The following is a 15,962-nucleotide window of genomic DNA, read 5'->3' as shown; positions in this document are numbered from 1 at the left end:
AAACGAAGCGCATTCACTTTGACGTCGAAGAAGACGGCTTTTACGGCGCATATTGGGCGTGCAAGGACACGCATACAGCAGCGGGCACGGATTCAATTGAAACCGTGCCCGCTATCTGATACTATATTATTTTATCGAACGTATGTTCTATTCCCACTCAATCGTCGCGGGCGGCTTGGACGTGATGTCGTAGCACACGCGGTTGGCGCCGGGAACCTCGGCCACGATGCGGCCGGAGATGCGGGCCAGGACGTCGTAGGGCAGCTTGGCCCAGTCGGCGGTCATGGCATCGCTGGACTCGACGGCACGCAGGATAATTGGGCGCTGGTAGGTGCGCTCGTCGCCCATAACGCCGACGGACTTAATGTCGGGCAGGACGGCGAAATACTGCCAGCAGCTATGCTCGGAGTTGCGCTCGCCGGTCTGCTCAAACAGACGCTGGTTATAGGCGTCGAGCTCCTCGCGCACGATGGCGTCGGCATTCTTGAGGATCTCGAGCTTCTCCTTGTCGACCGCACCGATGATGCGGATGGCCAGACCCGGGCCCGGGAAAGGCTGGCGGAACACGATATGACCCGGCAGACCGAGCGCCAGACCAAGCGCGCGGACCTCGTCCTTAAAGAAGTGGTCGAGCGGCTCAATAAGGTCGAAGTGCACGCCCTCGGGGAACGGGATCAGATTGTGATGGCTCTTGATGGTAGCCGTCTTGCCGCCCGTCTTGCGAGCGCCGGACTCAATGATGTCGGGGTAGATGGTGCCCTGAGCCAAGTACTTGACCGGCTTGCCATCGGTCTCGAGCTGCTGCGCCACGGCGAAGAACTCTTTCCAGAACTGCGTACCGATGATGCGGCGCTTCTCCTCGGGCTCGGTCACGCCGGCCAGAAGCTCGGCATAACGGTCCTCGGCGTGGACGTGGATAAAGTCGACGTCAAACTGCTTGGTGAAGACCTCCTCCACCTGCTCGGGCTCGCCCTTGCGCAGCAGGCCGTGGTTGATGAACACGCAGGTCATCTGCTTGCCCACGGCGCGAGCGCCCAGCGCAGCCACGACGGAGGAGTCGACGCCGCCGGACAGGGCCAGAATCACGCGGTCGTCGCCGACCTTCTCGCGGAACTCGGCTGTCATGGTCTCGACCAGGTTATCCATGCTCCAGTTGGGCTCCAGGCCGCAGATCTCAAACAGAAAGTTGCTCAGCAGCTGCTGACCGTACTCGGAGTGCTTGACCTCGGGGTGGAACTGCGTGGTGAAGATCTTGCGCTCGACGCACTCCATGGCGGCAACCGGGCACACGTCGGTGCTGGCGGTAACGGTAAAGCCCTCGGGCACCTCGGACACGGCGTCGCGGTGGCTCATCCACACGGTCTGCTCCATAGGCGTGGAGTTAAAGAGCTTGGCGCCGGCCGTACGCGTGATGGTGGCGCGGCCGTATTCGCCCACCTCGGAGTGACCGACCTTGCCGCCGAGCGTCACGGCCGTGATCTGATGGCCGTAGCAAAAGCCCAGAACGGGAAGGCCCAGGTCAAAGATGGCGGGATCGATGGACGGAGCGTCCTCGGCATACACAGAAGCCGGGCCGCCAGAGAGGATGAGCGCAGAGGCGTTCATTTCGCGAATCTCATCGGCCGAGATGTCGCAGGGAACGATCTCGGAATACACGTTGAGGTCGCGGACGCGACGGGCAATGAGCTGACCGTACTGCGCACCAAAGTCGAGTACGAGGACCTTTGCGGAAGCCTTTTGATCCATGGTTTCCCCCTCTTGTTGGCGGGGAGCCTGTGCCCACCCGCGCGAATAAACGAAAACAGCTTACATAGTGTACACGTTATATGGGGTTTCTCGTCCCTCGCAGCCATCAGCGCACGGCAAACGCACGACCGGGGCCTATTTGACGGCAATTGAAGTGTTACCAAACGTTACAGATGATGTAATACGTTTGAACATTGGACGCCCTGTGCCACAATACTGCCGAACGACTCCGCCTCTGCGGCGGCAAATACGATAGGAATACCAGCATGAAGCGCATCCTTCTCATCGCCACGGGCGGCACCATCGCATCGACCGAGGACGGCAACGGCCTCTCCCCCGCCCTGACCGGTGAGGAGCTCGCCCAGAGCGTCCCCGAGATCTCGGGCCTCTGCGAGCTCGACGTCGTGCAGCCCATGAACATCGACAGCACCAATATGCGTCCGAGCGACTGGATGCGTATCCGCGACGTCATCGTCGAGGGTTATGCCGACCACGACGGCTTCGTGATTCTGCACGGCACCGACACCATGAGCTACACCGCGGCGGCGCTTTCCTATCTGATTCAGGACAGCCCCAAGCCCATCGTACTCACCGGCTCGCAAAAGCCCATGGGCAATCCCTTTACCGACGCCAAGCTCAACCTGTACCAGAGCCTGCTCTATGCGCTCGACGAGCATTCGCACGACGTCTCGATTGTCTTTGGCGGCGTAGCCATTGCCGGCACGCGCGCCCGCAAGCAGCGCACCATGAGCTTTAACGCGTTCATTAGCGTCAACTATCCGCCCATTGCCTATATCCGCAACGACCGCATCGTTCGCAACGGACTCCACGGCACTCACCAGGACGAGAACCCGGTTCGCTTCTACGACAGCATCGACCCGCGCGTATTTGTCCTTAAGCTGACACCCGGCGTGAACCCGGGTATCCTGGACGCTCTTGCCGATAGCTACGACGCTGTGATTCTGGAGACCTTTGGCATTGGCGGTATCCCCGAGTTTGGTGAGTCGGGCGAGTCGTTCCAAGAGGCAATTTTCCGCTGGGTCGATTCGGGTCGCACTGTCGTTATGACCACGCAGGTCCCCGAAGAGGGCCTTGACCTGGGTGTTTATGAGGTCGGCCGTGCCTACGCCGATCATCCGGGCATTTTGCGCGGCGACGACATGACCACCGAGACGCTCGTGGCCAAAACCATGTGGGCACTCGGCCAGTCACGTGATGCGGCCGAGATTCAGCGCCTGTTCTACAGCCAAGTCAACCACGACCGCATCCCGATGGCGTAATTCAGTTGTCGACGGGTATCCCCTATTCGATCCCCTCGAGAAGCTCTGACACCGTCATGCCGAGTGCGGGCGCGATCTTAAATAGAACCTTGAGCGTGAAATTTGCCGTCCCATCTTCGATTCGGTCGAGGTAGGGTCGGCTGATTCCTGTCGCCACACAAAAATCAACCTTGGAGATACCAAGGTCCCTGCGTGTCTCTTCGACCCGCCTGCCAAGAATCTGTTTCGCACGTTCGTCCATGCAGCCGAGTTTGAAATGGAGCTGAACAAAAACGTAAACTATAGTTTACGTTTTGCCGAATACACAGGAGTTTTCTATGTCGGGTTCTTCGGTCCGCATGTACCGAGCCACGCTTCGCACAAACAGCGCACCGCCCAAGCTCGTCGTCGTTGAAGCCGAATGCCTTTCGCCCGATGAGCGCACAGCATTTGCATTACTATCAAGTCGCGTCGCCGCCGTTCTGGTCCCTTGCCCGGCGCAAGGCGAACTTGCCATCCAATGCCAAGCGCACAGCTGCTCGCTCAATCAGGCTGCCGTAATCGCAACCAGCCAACGCGGCCTGCCGCTCCTTTTAGAAGCCGGTATCGCACTCGCCCTCCGCGGCTCCGGATACGAAAACGAGGCCGCCGCCGATATGGTCTTTAAACCACGATCGAGCGGCGGCCTCGCAGCAGCCATTGAATATGCGTGCAGGCTCGTTGCCTAAAAGGACAGGCTAGAAACCAAAGCCAAAGCCTGTTCCGGTAATAGCCGAGTACATAAAGTAGACGTTGATTACGTTGAGGAACACACCCGTGATGCAGCCGTTTCGCAGGTAGCGCTCGCACACGATGCGCGCCATGGCGGCGGAGTCATCATTGTTTTTAGCCTGACGTCCTGCCGTAAAGTACGTCGCCACGCTCAGCAGCAGGTTGAGCACCGGCAGTGCCAGCAGCTCGTAGCTCTTGCCCCAGCGCGTCACCTCACCGGCCGCGTTAAACTTCGTTGCCACCTCGGGACCAATGTTGGGGATAACACACGCTGCAACCACCAGCGGAATCACCGCAAGTACGAGCAACGCAATACCCATGTAGCCAGCTTTTTTGCCATATTTAAACATATGCGTCGTCCTTACACGTTAAAGCGGAAGTGCACGACGTCGCCATCGGCCATGACATACTCTTTGCCCTCGATACGCAGCTTGCCGGCGGCCTTGGCGCCCTGCTCGCCACCGAGCTCGATGTAATCGTCGTAGCCAATGACCTCGGCCTTAATAAAGCCGCGCTCAAAGTCGGTGTGGATGACGCCGGCGGCCTGCGGAGCGGTTGCGCCCTGACGAACCGTCCAGGCCTTGACCTCCATCTCACCAGCCGTAAAGAACGACTGCAGGCCAAGCAGCTTGTAGGCGGCCTGCGCGAGCACGTCCAGGCCGGGCTGCTCCAGGCCCAGGCTCTCCAGGTAGTCGGCAGCGTCCTCGGGATCGAGCTCGGAAAGCTCGGCCTCAATCTTGGCGCAGATCGGCAGCGGCTTGACGCCATCGATGGGCGCCAGGTCCTCGTTGAGCATATCCTCGTCCACGTTGGCCACATACAGGATGGGCTTCATGGTGAGCAGGAACAGGCCCTTGGCGGCGGCGCGCTCCTCGTCAGTCATCTCCATGGATGCGGCGCGCTTGCCCTCGTTGAGCCAGGCAAGCAGACGCTTGGCGACCTCAAACTTGGGCATGAGCTCCTTGTCGCGCTTGGCCTCCTTCTCGAGCTTGGGCAGCTGCTTCTCGAGCGTGCCCATGTCGGCCAGGATGAGCTCGGTCATGATGGTGTCGGCATCGCCGGCGGGATCGACGAACTCGCCGGTGCGGCCCACCTCACGCATGACGTTGGGGTCCTTAAAGTAGCGCACGACCTCGCAGATGGCGTCGGTCTCGCGGATGTTTGCCAAGAACTGGTTGCCCAGACCCTCGCCCTCGTTAGCGCCCTTCACCAGACCTGCGATGTCGACGAACTCGACCGTAGCCGGCACAATGCGACCCGGGTTGACGATGTCGGCGAGCTTTTGCAGGCGGCTATCGGGCACATCGACGATACCCACGTTGGGGTCGATCGTGGCGAACGGGTAGTTGGCGGCAAGGCCGGTCTTTTTGGTAAGCGCGGTGAACAGCGTCGACTTGCCCACGTTGGGCAGGCCCACGATACCGATGGAAAGGGACACGACAGCTCCTTTTGATACAGGTACTTCAAACTGCATAAGTATAGCGCCGCCGCAGCATCCAGGCGAACCCGGACGCCACGGCGGCGCAAATGAAGCAGAGATAGGGGTCGCTGACTAGTCTGCGAGCTTTTCCACCTGATCGAGCATCTTATCGAGCTTGGCCTTTGCCTCGGCCTTGACCTTCTCGGCCTCCTCGTGAGCCTTCGCCTTCTGGGCGGCCTTTTCCTCGGCCTCGGGATCGGCGACGACCAGATTGGACGCATCGTGTTCGACCAGCTTGAGCGCATGTTCGGGACAAACCTTGACACAGGCTCCGCAACCCAAACAATACGTGGACTCCAGTGCAAAGCGACCGCTTCCCACCAAATCGCAGGCGGACGTGGGACACGCGTTAACGCACTCGCCGCACGACGTGCACTTGTCAAAATCGCACTCCGGCGTGCTCACCTGCATGTTCTGGGCAAGCTCGGGGTGGTTTTGCAGCGTCGAGAGCACCAGCTGGCGCCCATGGGTGAGCGAACGGCGACGCTTGGTCGTCGTGGTGCCGCACATGGTGTTGAGCGTGCGCTCCAGCTGGGTGATCTGATGGCGATGGGCTTTGAGCTTCTGCGTCACCGAAGCCAGTGCCGCCGTCGCCGGATTGAGTTTGGTCACGGTCAGGCCCGTGGTACGGGCGATCTTTTCCATGTATTCCTTGCGCTCGTACTCGCGGCGCTTATGGCATTTGAGGCTCTTGGGGTCGACCTCCAGGCCCATACCCGTACCAGCCCATTCCTCGGCCTTCGCAATCGCCTCGCCCAGCATGTCCTCGCCACCGGTGTTGCGGCATTTATCGCACACGCCCAGCGGCAGATACACACTCACGTTGGGATAGTCGGCCAGCACCGAGAACCAGGTCTCGGCTGTAATATCGCCCACGCAGGCAACGACGACCTCGTTCTCGCGCGGCATGCGCTTAAGGGCGCGCGTGCAGGTAACGTAGGCGGTCTCGTGACTTGTAGCCGCCGAGACAATGTCGTCATACAGGTTTTTGGGCGCCAGGCGCGGCGAGATGATCGCCTCAGTCGGACAGGCAGCGGCGCACAGGCCACACTTGCGACAGGAATCGAGGATCTCGATGGCATCTTCCTCGACCTCGATGGCGTTGACCGGGCACACGTCCATGCACGCGGTGCAGCCACTCTTTTCGTTTTTGCAGGTCAAGCACGGAATGGTGTTGCCGCGCGGACGCTCCTTGTAGTCAGCAGGATTCCACTGCGGCGCCGACGGATCGAGTGCATCGGTCACGCCGCCAAGCGGGTTTTTAAGAAAGTCGAAACCCTTGCTGATCTCGATAATGTCATCAAACAGATCGTGTTCCTGCGCCATGCGCGGCCCCTCCCTGAGCAGTGCAAACAAGCAAGAAATAATGATACGCCATCGGCCCGTGCCTCGAGCAAATTACACGCGGAGCACCTTTGCGGCAAATAGCCCATGGCCTATCGCCGCCTCGATTGCACAAGGTCAATCAAGCACCAAACTATGCCTCGCACATGAGCTGCACGAGCTTTTGTTTGGTCACCTTGGCCTGCTCGTTGGCCATATTACGCTCGTTTCTAAAGACCGCATTTGCAACACCCTGCAGATCGGCATCGGAAATCTCGCCAAGGCCCAGCTCCTCGAGCGTCGTCGGCAGACCAACGCGCTGGCAAAACTCGAGCACCTGATCAAGCTCGGGCGCACGTTCCAGGCGCAGCCGCACCACCAGGCCAAACGCTACGGCCTCGCCGTGCATGGCCTTGCACTCGGGCAGAATCGTCAACCCGTTAGCGATAGCATGGGCGAGCGCTAGGCCGCCACTCTCAAAGCCGACACCCGAGAGCAAAATATTGCACTCGATCAGGCGCTCAACCGCTGGCGATGTACGGCCCTTTTTTAGATCGCGCTTGGCAGCGACGCCGCATTCCATAAGCGTGTCGTAGCAGGCACGTGCCGCGACCAGTGCCAAGTGCCCCGGCGCGCCACCGTGCTCGTTCGCACCTCTCGCCGCGGCGCACGAACGCGCCTCGAAGTACGTTGCCAGCGCATCGCCCATACCAGCGACCGTCATACGCAGTGGGGCCGCCGCGACCACGTTGGTATCGACCACGACCAGGTCCGGATTCTTCTCGAGCATCAGATAGCGATCGAACGACCCATCCTCGTGATACAGCACCGAAATCGCGCTGCACGGACCGTCCATCGAAGCCGCCGTGGGGCATACACACAACGGCAGCTCAGCATAAAACGCAACGGCCTTAGCGATATCGAGCATCTTGCCACCACCGATACCGACTACCATGTCGCAATACTCGGCCCGCGCTTCCTTGGCCATTTCGACAACGGCATCTTCCGTACACGGACCGTTGTAAATTTTAAAGAACGGCTCGCTTAGTTCTTCATCCAGAAATCCATCGACGATCTGCCTGCACAGCCGATCCTCGGTGCCCTGGTCAAACAAGACATAGGCAGCGCAGCCCAACCATGACAAATACCTGCCCTGACGCGAAAGTTCGCCCGGCCCCTGAACATACCGGCCGGGACCGCCATAAACCATAGGAAGCGCCATACGAGAATCCGCCCTTCATCAAACAACGATTGGTGCAAAGTAACCTGACCCCTTTGCACCATAGCAAAAGGGGCAAAGCCATCTGTTGGCTTTGCCCCTTCCTTAGCTTGATTTACTCATCCATGAGATAGTAGTGGCCCAGCGCGTCGGCACCCAGGATGGCGTTTGCGACCATCTCGGGCGTCACCTCAAACGGCATGTTGCACATGGTGTCCTCGGGCGCGCAAGCGGCCTCGGCAACGACCATGGCCTGCTCGCGCGTAACCTCGGCAACGCCAAGCTCCTTCATCGTGACCGGCAGGCCCAGCTCAATGCAGAAGCCCAGGACTTCCTCGAGTTTCTCAGTCGGAGCATCCTCGAGTACCAGCTGGACGATGGTGCCAAAGGCGACCTTCTCGCCGTGATACATGCCGTGGCACTCGGGCAGCATCGTCAGGCCATTGTGGATGGCATGAGCAGCAGCAAGGCCCGAGCTCTCAAAGCCAATGCCCGAAAGCAGCGTATTGGCCTCGATGATATGCTCGACTGCAGGCGTGAGCGCACCCTTCTCCAGCGCGACCTTGGCCTTGACGCCATCGGCCATAAGCGTCTCGTAGCAAAGCTTGGCGAGCGCCAGACCGGCCATGCCGCCCTTGCCGCCAGCGCAGGTGCCACCGTCGGCATCATGCGTCGCCTGGGCCTCAAAGTAGGTTGCGAGCGCATCGCCCATACCGGAAACCGTCAGGCGCACCGGGCTCGCCGCGATAACCGTCGTATCCATCAGGACAATGTTGGGGTTTGCCTTAAGGAAGAGATATTTATCGAACTGGCCATCGTCGGTGTAGAGCACCGAAAGCGCCGAACACGGGGCATCGGTCGAAGCAATGGTGGGGCAAATGATAACCGGGGACTCCAGGTAATAGGCGACGGCCTTCGCGGTGTCGAGGATCTTGCCGCCACCGACGCCGACGATGATGTCGCAACCGTTGTCGCGAGCGAGCGCGACCAGGCGATCGACCTCACCCTTGGAGCACTCGCCGTTAAAGTCCTCAAACAGCAGCTCGGCCTTAGCCTCGGCAAAACCGCCCTCGATCTTGGCACCGACGCGCTTCTTGCCCGAAGGCGTCACGATGACGAGGGCCTTAGCGCCGAGCGGCTCGACATAGGAGCCGAGCTTGGCGAGCTCGTCCGGACCCTGGATGTACTTGCTGGGGCTATTGAAAATTGCAGCCATAACTATCCCATTCTCTAAAAGAAAAAAGAAAGGGGCTCCGTACGGATACGTGCGGAGCCCCTCGTTACGATAACAAGAGTCGATTAGAAATCGATGTCGGTGTCGTAGTAGCAGGCCTTGAGGATCTTCTCGAAGTCGGCAGCCTTGGTCTCACGCGGGTTCTCGGGCGTGCAGGCGTCGGTCTCGGCGTTCGCAGCGATCTCGGGCAGCTTGGCGAGGAACTCCTCCTCGGAAACCATCTGCGGGTTCTCGGCGTCGACCTTCACGCCACCATTCGCGTAATCCTTGATGGACTGCGGAATGTTGAGCTGGTCATTGAGGTCGCGAATCTTCTGGACGAGCGCAGCGATGAGCTCCTCGTTGGTCTCGCCGGGAAGGTGCAGGATCTCCTTGGCCACGTAAGCGTAACGCTCAGCAGCACGCGGGTCCTTGGAGTTCCACTGGATAACCTTGCCCAGGTACATGGCGTTAGCGGCACCGTGGATGATGTGGCCGTTCTCGAAGGCAGCACCGGTCTTGTGAGCCATGGAGTGAACGATGCCGAGCAGGCCCGAGGAGAAGGCGATACCGGCGATGCACTGAGCCTCGTGCATGTGCTGACGGGCCTCATGGTCGCCAGCATAGGACTTGGGCAGCCACTCGACGATCTCGCGGATGCCGTGCAGGGCGTTGGCGTCGGTGAACATAGAGGCGCAGGTGGAAACGTAGGCCTCCATGCAGTGGGTCAGAGCATCCATGCCGGTGTGAGCGCACAGCTTGGCGGGCATGGTGTAGGTGAGCTCGGGGTCGACGATGGCGACATCAGGGGTGATGTTGAAGTCGGCCAGCGGGTACTTGATGCCCTTGGCGTAGTCGGTAATGACGGAGAACGCGGTGACCTCGGTAGCGGTGCCGGAGGTAGAGGAGATGGCGCAGAAATGAGCCTTCTGACGCAGCTCCGGGAAGCTGAACGGCTGGATGATGTTATCGAAGGACTCCTCGGGATACTCGTAGAAGACCCACATGGCCTTAGCGGCATCGATGGGCGAGCCGCCACCGATGGCGATAATCCAGTCGGGCTCGAACTCGCGCATGGCCTCGGCGCCCTTCATGACCGTCTCGATGGACGGGTCGGACTCGACGCCCTCGAACAGCTTGACCTCGAAACCGCCTTCCTTAAGGTCGTTCTCGACGTCCTGCAGGAACCCGCCGCGGCGCATAGAGCTGCCGCCAGAAACGATGATGGCCTTCTTGCCCTTGAGGTTCTTCACCTCGTGGCGAGCGCCCTCACCAAAGTACAGATCGCGAGGATTGGTAAAACGTCCCATACTGTGCCTCCTAAACAAGCCCCTCTTAGACTTGCGTATATAACGGAGCACCCAATTGGCTCCGTTAGGACCGGTTTGCGCGTTGCCGGCGATGACAATGCGCGATGTCTAAACGTCTCAACGCTCAGACAAACACTATTTTACCGTTCTGGTTGGTCAGTTATTCACCTAAAGCCGCCAATGATGAAACGTTTTTTCTATCCCTGAAGACCCTTGTGCGGCATTCATACTCCCAAGCTGGGCAAACGTTTTATCAAGGTTGACTACATATCCTGGGCAGGACTGTGCCCCTCCAAAATATGCACCGTTCGCCGCCAAAAATCGACCGTTTGCGGCACCGTGATACCACTCGGTCGTCCAAGGTGCCGACATTTGTGCGACATCCGTCTTCGTGGTGCAAAGGTGCAAGTCCAAGTGCGACACCCCCGGTGTGCCACATGCGGGTAAACTAGAACCTTATATAGAGACATTTGAACCCTAACCGCAGCAAAGGAGGCCCCATGGCATTCGATCCCATTCAAGAGGATTGCCATCGCCTCGTTCTTGAGGCCTTGCGCCGCGACAATATCCCGCTCACCGATGGCACCGCCGTAGAGCGTCTGATGGAACAATTCACCCGCAACCCCGCGCCGCTCATCGTGCATGATCGCGACCGCGCCGGACATCTGATTGCCAAGGTGGTCGAGGCTGTCGACTACCGCATTCCCTTTATCCCCGACGATGCCCAAGCCGAGCAGGAAGAGGCCGCTGCCGAGAACATGCTTCGCGAGGCCGCCGCGCTCGATCCGACCAACTGGGATGCCCAGCGCATGCTGACGGCCCTCACCGCCGACTCCAACGAGGAATACGTACAGTACCTGGTATCCAAGCGCGATGAAGTCGAGCATGACCTGGCGTTCAAGATCGCCTCGGCGCAGGACCCCTATGAGCGCGAGGCCGCGGGCGACCTTATGCGCCGCCCCTACCTGCGCTGGCTTGCCGCCCTTGCATCGCGCGCCCTCATTAGCGGACGCTATCGCATGTCGCTCGAAGCTGCAAACCGCAGCCTCGACTTTGCCCCCAACGATCCGGCCGGCGTCCGCCACACCGCGATGCTCGCCATGGCGAAGCTCGAATACCCTGCCGAGGAGCTCAAGCGCTTTCGCTCTGCCCACTCCGTCCCCTATCTCGCCAACACGCCGCTGCGTCGTCGTCCCAAGGACGCGGAGCGCGACTTGGACCCGTGGACGCTCATCGCACTGATGAGCGCAGCCTGGCGCGAGCTGGACTACGAGGGTGCCGAGCACTACTTGCGCATCCTTGCACGCTCGTGCCCGCACGCGGCCGAGGCACTCTACTTCCAAACCGAGTTTCCCGATGGCGTCTATGCCCGCGTCAACGTGGGTGTGGGCTCTACCGACGAGCTTGTCCTTGCGCTGTCCGAGGCGACGCCGGTACTGCAGGAGGGCTTGGGCGCCCCCGACAACGCCAGCTTCGCCGCCTGGGTCGCCACCAACGATATCGTGCGTTCCCAGATCGACGAGCGCATCCTGCGGGCGGCCGAGCAGGGCCTGCCGTTTAAGGGAGGAGACCTCTAATGGATCCGAGCGTCTACATCCCCGCCTACCTGGAGCGCGCCTACGTTGCGTCGCACCCCGAACTCACCGATGCAGCACGCGAACTTGTCCATAACGACGTGAGCGTTAACCCTCAAAAGTACGCGCAGACCGAGCATGCGCAGGCGCTGCTTTCCTATGCCGGCGTGCATCGTCATTTGCTCGACGAGCTCCATCGCATCGAGGACATGGGCAGCGACGAGGAGTTTGAGCAGACGCGCAACCGCCTGTTCGACGATATGCGCGATGAGCTGCTCAAGATCGTTCGCGTCGATGCGCTGGCGGTCGATGCCCAGCTGCTCGCCATCATTTTGGCGGACACACCCGTCGACGCCTGCCTGGGCGACCTGATGAAGCTCGAAGCGACCACGACCGATTACCTGCGGCAAAGCGTGCCCGGGTTCGACATGGAGGCCCCACACTACTGGGCCAATAATGTTTTGGCCGACGGTGTCACCGCAGCGGACCTTACCGTGAGCGAGCCGGCCCTTATCGGGTGGCTCCACACACTCGAGGCCATCTCGCAGCTGTGCATGGCAAGCGCCCGCTACCGCGCTGCTGCCAACTACGCCCGCCGCGTCCTTAAGGCAGAAGGCTATCCCACCCGAGCTGCCGGCACCGTGTTGCTCGCTCTCGCTCGCCTGGAAGACCAGGACGGCTTTTTTGCCCTAGCCCACCAGCTCGAGGAACAGATGGGGGCAGACGCACTCGAAAACTCTCCTTGGTACCTGCTCGCCCGCACGATTCTGCTGTTCAAAACAAACAAGATGCGCCCGGCGACGCGCGCGCTGCGTGAGTTCGCTAACCGTTGCGAGGGCGGCGCGTTCTTTTTGCTGAACCCCATGTATCAGACACCGTACCTTCCCTGCCGGCCCGAACCGCACGACCCCTGGGACCTTTCGCATCAGGCAGTTTGGGAAGCCGACGGCATCATCTCGGACACCCCCGACTTTGCCCCCTGGGCCAACGCCTGCGAAGATGTATCGCAGCTTGCCCAGGAATTTGCGCGCCGTTACGGCTTTTAACGGCGCAAACGCCACGACCATGTCATTCACGTTAGGAACGGCTTCATGAACTTCCGCTCATCTCTCGCCTGTGCCTCGAGCGATATCGCCCGCTGGGGGCTGCGCTCCATCCTTAAGCGCCAGGGCGGCGTACTCCCCGGCCGCATCGCCATGAAGATCGACCCCGAGCTGCTAAGCGACCTCGCGAGCCTGGTCGACCGCAGCGTGGTGATCACCGGCACCAACGGCAAGACCACCACCTCCAACCTCATCGCCGACGCCGTTGCTGCCAGCGGTGCTACCGTGGTGTGCAACCGTGCCGGCAACAATATGGAGCCTGGTGTGGTGGGTGCTCTGCTCGAGGCCCGCGGCGGCCTTAAGCACACCAGCAGTGGCAAGCGCGTAGGCGTTTTTGAATGCGATGAGCTCTACACTGTGCGCGTCCTGCCCAAGCTCAAGCCGACGTACTTCGTGCTGCTCAACCTGTTCCGTGACCAGCTAGATCGCTATGGCGAGATCGATCACACCCAGGAGGTCATCGCCCACGCGTTGGAGCTTTCGCCGGCAACGACGCTCATCTACAACGCCGACGACCCGCTGTGCGCCTCGATTGCCGCGCGCGTTCCCAACGCGAGTATTGCCTTTGGCATCGACGGCGCCACGGGCACCGAGTCCGACCGCATTAGCGACTCGCGCTTTTGCTCGCAGTGCAACGCCCCGTTGGAGTACGACTACGTACAGTATGGTCAACTCGGCGCCTACCATTGCCCCTCGTGCGGCTGGGCCCGCCCTGCGCTTGTCCGTCGCGTGACGGGCGTGGAACTCGGCTGCGACGGCTACGGCTTTGACCTTGTCTTTGGACCCGATACCGACGCACCCGCAACGCACATCGCCACGCGCTACAACGGTCTGTACATGGTCTATAACGTTGCCGCCGCCTTCTTTGCCACACACGAGTTGGGCGTGAACACGGCGCTTCTACAGCCTACGCTCGATGCCTATGTGCCTGCCGGCGGTCGTATGGGGCGCTGGGATATCGCCGGCCGCACCGTCGAGGCCAACCTGGCCAAGAATCCCGTAGGCTTCGATCGACAAATCCAGTCCATCAAGACGGCAGACGGCAGACTCTGCGCTTTCTTCCTCAATGACAACGACGCCGACGGCCACGATGTCTCGTGGATCTACGACGTCGACTTCGAGCGCATCGCCGATACCTCGGGGCTTGTCGCCTTTGCCGGCGGCACGCGTGCACACGATATGCAGGTGCGCCTCAAGTACGCCGGCATCGACGCCGCCATTATCTCGGACGTCGCGCAGGCAATTGGCGCCATGGCAGACGAGGCCGCCGATGACACCTTCTACGCCGTCGCCAACTACACGGCCTTCCCGCCGCTGGTCAAAGAACTCGACGGGCTCAAAGGCACCGATGCAAGTTCGGTCGCCTCCCACGCCGTAACGCGCGCCGATGGTAGCGCTGTCCCCACCGATATCGCGCCAGTCGAGCTCTCGCGCCCGCTGCGCATCGTCTACCTGTATCCCGATGCCCTCAACCTCTATGGCGACGGCGGCAACGTCATCGCCCTCGAGCGCCGCTGCGCCTGGCGCGGCATCCCCGTTCGCGTGGATGAGGTCCGCATGGGCGAGGTGCTCGATCTGCATGATGCCGATATCGTCATGATGGGCGGCGGATCCGATCGCGACCAGCTAGCCGTGGCACACGAGCTGCTCGCCCAAAAAGACAAGGTCGCAGCCTATGTTGAGGACGGCGGTTCGCTGCTCGCCATCTGCGGCAGCTATCAGCTGCTCGGCCGTTCGTACTATATGGGCGAAAATCGCATCGAGGGCCTGGGCGTCATTGCCGCCGAGACCGTACGCGGCTCCGACCGCCTGATCGGCAACGTCGCCGTCAAGACCGACCTGACACCCGAGCCCTTTGTGGGATTCGAGAACCACGGTGGCCGCACGCTTTTGGACGCCGATGCCACGCCGCTCGGAACGTCCGTCGTCACGGGCACCGGCAACAACGGCGACGATGGCTTTGAGGGTCTCATCTACAAGGGTGTCATCGGCACGTACCTGCATGGCCCGGCGCTGCCCAAGAACCCCGAACTCGCCGACTGGCTCATCGCGCACGCCCTCGAGCGCCGTGGCGACACACAGGCCGCCGCCCTGCTGCCGCTCAAACCCCTCGACGACACCTACGAGCACGCCGCCCACGACGCCGCCATGAAGCTCCTCTCCTAGCACCTCACCACCACAAAGGGGACAGGCACCTTTGTGGTGGTTTTCCAGTTTGCCAACGATATACGCGCCGGCAAAAAAGTCTGCTATACTCTTCCCCGCTGTCCCCATCGTCTAGCGGCCAAGGACGCCACCCTTTCAAGGTGGATATCGCGGGTTCGAATCCCGCTGGGGGCACCATTTGAAATGCAAAGCCCGTTACCCTTGTGGTGACGGGCTTTTTTCTTCTCCAACGCCGGGATTCGAACCCGACAGGGTGCGGAGCTGAGGAAACGCGTAAGCGTTTTCCAGCGCAGCACGCAAGGAGCGGAGCGACGCAGCGAAAGCGGGCGGCGCCAGCCGCACGCGGACATCCCGCTGGGGGCACCACTGAATCTGAGAAGCCCGTTGCCCTCGCGGCGGCGGGCTTTTTGCTACCCATGCGCCGGGATTCGAACCCCGAAGGCATAAAATCACACTGTCATCCAAGGGCCCGTGGACAAAAAATAGCAAATATGAGTACTGTTACCAATTTAGTAACAGCGATTTCATGCCATCAGAAGGCGATTTGGACACAAGGCGTCCTACGGCGGAGGAATTGCAGGCGTTTATCAGCTAAGTACTTGGACATATGTTGCGTAACACTGCATATTTTGCAAAAAGATAATGCTACAGGGCTTGTGACAGTACTCATATTTGACGTTTTTTGCCCACGGCCCCTTATTGCGTGGGCGAATCAGTTGCAAAGCGGGATCCAAAGCGTCCTTCACAAATCAGAACCACCCTTAAAAAGGGTGGTTTGCTCTTAGGGTATAACCCACG

The 15,962-nt window shown here is 60.5% G+C and carries 12 protein-coding genes and 1 tRNA gene; 6 read left to right on the top strand and 7 right to left on the bottom strand.

The genetic code is table 11. The features are described from left to right. Positions 1–147 precede the first annotated feature (147 nt). The gene (gene guaA, locus CHY22_RS05260) at positions 148–1,746 is read right to left on the bottom strand and encodes a glutamine-hydrolyzing GMP synthase (protein WP_035136929.1); all 1,599 of its coding nucleotides are present in this window, start codon (positions 1,744–1,746) and stop codon (positions 148–150) included. 266 nt (positions 1,747–2,012) lie between these two features. Between guaA and CHY22_RS05255 the strand changes: the two genes are divergently transcribed. Further along, positions 2,013–3,026: an asparaginase gene (locus CHY22_RS05255; protein ID WP_089572789.1), complete on the top strand. Its 1,014-nt coding sequence runs from the start codon at positions 2,013–2,015 to the stop codon at positions 3,024–3,026. A 317-nt stretch (positions 3,027–3,343) separates the two neighbouring features. Then, positions 3,344–3,733: a hypothetical protein gene (locus tag CHY22_RS05245; RefSeq protein ID WP_089572787.1), complete on the top strand. Its 390-nt coding sequence runs from the start codon at positions 3,344–3,346 to the stop codon at positions 3,731–3,733. Positions 3,734–3,742: 9 nt separating this feature from the next. Here CHY22_RS05245 and CHY22_RS05240 read toward each other — a convergent pair whose 3' ends face one another. From CHY22_RS05240 to CHY22_RS05215, 6 genes are all read right to left on the bottom strand, one after another. Continuing rightward, on the bottom strand, positions 3,743–4,126 hold the full coding sequence (locus CHY22_RS05240; RefSeq protein WP_089572786.1) for a DUF1648 domain-containing protein: 384 nt from the start codon (positions 4,124–4,126) through the stop codon (positions 3,743–3,745). 11 nt (positions 4,127–4,137) lie between these two features. Continuing rightward, positions 4,138–5,214 (bottom strand): redox-regulated ATPase YchF, encoded by a 1,077-nt coding sequence (gene ychF, locus CHY22_RS05235; protein WP_089572784.1) that lies wholly within the window; start codon positions 5,212–5,214, stop codon positions 4,138–4,140. Between the two features lie 114 nt (positions 5,215–5,328). After that, the gene (locus tag CHY22_RS05230) at positions 5,329–6,582 is read right to left on the bottom strand and encodes a 4Fe-4S binding protein (protein ID WP_089572782.1); all 1,254 of its coding nucleotides are present in this window, start codon (positions 6,580–6,582) and stop codon (positions 5,329–5,331) included. 151 nt (positions 6,583–6,733) lie between these two features. Continuing rightward, positions 6,734–7,801: a glycerol dehydrogenase gene (locus tag CHY22_RS05225; protein ID WP_089572780.1), complete on the bottom strand. Its 1,068-nt coding sequence runs from the start codon at positions 7,799–7,801 to the stop codon at positions 6,734–6,736. Between the two features lie 112 nt (positions 7,802–7,913). Continuing rightward, complete coding sequence (locus CHY22_RS05220; protein WP_089572778.1) at positions 7,914–9,014, bottom strand: glycerol dehydrogenase; 1,101 nt, start codon at positions 9,012–9,014, stop codon at positions 7,914–7,916. Positions 9,015–9,097: 83 nt separating this feature from the next. Continuing rightward, positions 9,098–10,321: an iron-containing alcohol dehydrogenase gene (locus CHY22_RS05215; protein WP_089572776.1), complete on the bottom strand. Its 1,224-nt coding sequence runs from the start codon at positions 10,319–10,321 to the stop codon at positions 9,098–9,100. Positions 10,322–10,821: 500 nt separating this feature from the next. Here CHY22_RS05215 and CHY22_RS05210 point away from each other — a divergent pair, with 500 nt between their 5' ends. From CHY22_RS05210 to CHY22_RS05195, 4 genes are all read left to right on the top strand, one after another. Beyond that, a complete protein-coding gene (locus tag CHY22_RS05210) occupies positions 10,822–11,898 on the top strand; it encodes a hypothetical protein (protein WP_089572774.1) in 1,077 nt (358 codons plus the stop codon). Beyond that, positions 11,898–12,941 (top strand): hypothetical protein, encoded by a 1,044-nt coding sequence (locus CHY22_RS05205; RefSeq protein WP_089572771.1) that lies wholly within the window; start codon positions 11,898–11,900, stop codon positions 12,939–12,941. The genes CHY22_RS05210 and CHY22_RS05205 overlap by 1 nt, the downstream gene beginning before the upstream one ends. Positions 12,942–12,986: 45 nt before the next feature. Continuing rightward, the gene (locus CHY22_RS10190) at positions 12,987–15,164 is read left to right on the top strand and encodes a MurT ligase domain-containing protein (protein WP_233502828.1); all 2,178 of its coding nucleotides are present in this window, start codon (positions 12,987–12,989) and stop codon (positions 15,162–15,164) included. 100 nt (positions 15,165–15,264) lie between these two features. After that, positions 15,265–15,341: transfer RNA gene (locus CHY22_RS05195), tRNA-Glu, on the top strand. The last annotated feature ends 621 nt before the right edge of the window (positions 15,342–15,962 follow it).

Origin of the sequence: Collinsella sp. TF06-26 (genome assembly GCF_002232035.1) — a bacterium.
Lineage (GTDB): Bacteria > Actinomycetota > Coriobacteriia > Coriobacteriales > Coriobacteriaceae > Collinsella.
The sequence above is the reverse complement of the archived record's forward strand: the minus strand, read 5'-3'. Positions and strand labels throughout refer to the sequence as shown.